Below are 1,153 nucleotides of genomic sequence, written 5' to 3' on the forward strand. Positions count from 1 at the left end.
GCCAAAGGTTGACCAGGCAATGCCTGAACGACACGCTGACCATCACTGCGCAACTGGCAAACCTGCTGCCAGAGTGCCGCATCCGTACTGACAGGCATCCAGATACCGCCAGACGGTAGCTCGATCTCAGCACGCCCCAGGGTCACCAGGGTTTTCAAATCGGTAGAGAAGCCGGTCGCCGGACGGGCACGACCGAAGTCGGCGCCGATGTCGTCGTAACGACCGCCCTGAGCGATGGACTGGCCCACGCCCGGGACAAACACTGCGAACACCACACCGGTGTGGTAGTGGTAGCCGCGCAGCTCGCCCAGGTCGAAGTACAGCGGCAGCTCCGGGAAACGCGCCGCCAGACGCTCGGCGATCTCCAGCAAATCTTCCAGCGCTGCCAGAACCGGCGCCGGCGCATTGGCCAGACGCTCACGGGCGGCAGTCAGCACTTCACGGCCGCCACACAGGTCGACCAGTGCCCGCAGCATGCCGGACAGATCGGCCGGCAGGCCTTCGGTCAAGGTAATGACCTCGTCGATGGCCTTGCGTTGCAACGCATCGAACAACTGCTGCTCGACTTCACCGGACAGCCCGGCGGCGCGCGCCAGACCACGGTAGATGCCAACATGGCCAAGGTCCATGTGCACATCCGGCACATCGGCCAGTTGCAGCATGGCCAGCATCAGGCTGATGACTTCCACGTCGCTGCTCGGACTGGCGTCGCCGTACAGCTCGGCGCCCAGCTGAATCGGGCTGCGCGAGGACGACAGTGCACGCGGCTGGGCATGCAGCACGCTGCCGGCGTAGCACAGACGGCTCGGGCCTTCGCGACGCAGGGTGTGCGCATCGATGCGCGCCACTTGCGGCGTGATGTCGGCACGGAACCCCATCTGCCGACCCGATTGCGGGTCGATGACCTTGAAGGTACGCAGATCCAGGTCCTGGCCCGCACCGGTCAGCAGGGATTCCAGGTACTCGATATGGGGAGTCACGACAAACTCGTAACCCCAGCTCTGGAACACATCCAACACCTGACGACGCGCGACTTCAATCCGCGCCGCTTCCGGTGGCAGTACTACTTCGAAGACATCTGGCAGCAGCCAGCGGTCTACCGTTGCCCTTACGCCATTCCCCTTTGATCCGTGCGGCCAGCCTGCGGGCGAGA

1 protein-coding gene is annotated in these 1,153 nt (G+C 64.4%); it reads right to left on the bottom strand.

Features of this window, described 5'->3' with window-relative positions:
* A partial coding sequence (locus ACIOUG_RS27175) for an ATP phosphoribosyltransferase regulatory subunit (protein ID WP_401070287.1) occupies nucleotides 1–1,088 on the bottom strand: 1,088 nt, incomplete at its 3' end.
* Nucleotides 1,089–1,153: the final 65 nt, after the last annotated feature.

It is taken from the genome of Pseudomonas sp. NPDC087803 (assembly GCF_044742995.1).
In the GTDB taxonomy this organism is placed as follows: domain Bacteria; phylum Pseudomonadota; class Gammaproteobacteria; order Pseudomonadales; family Pseudomonadaceae; genus Aquipseudomonas.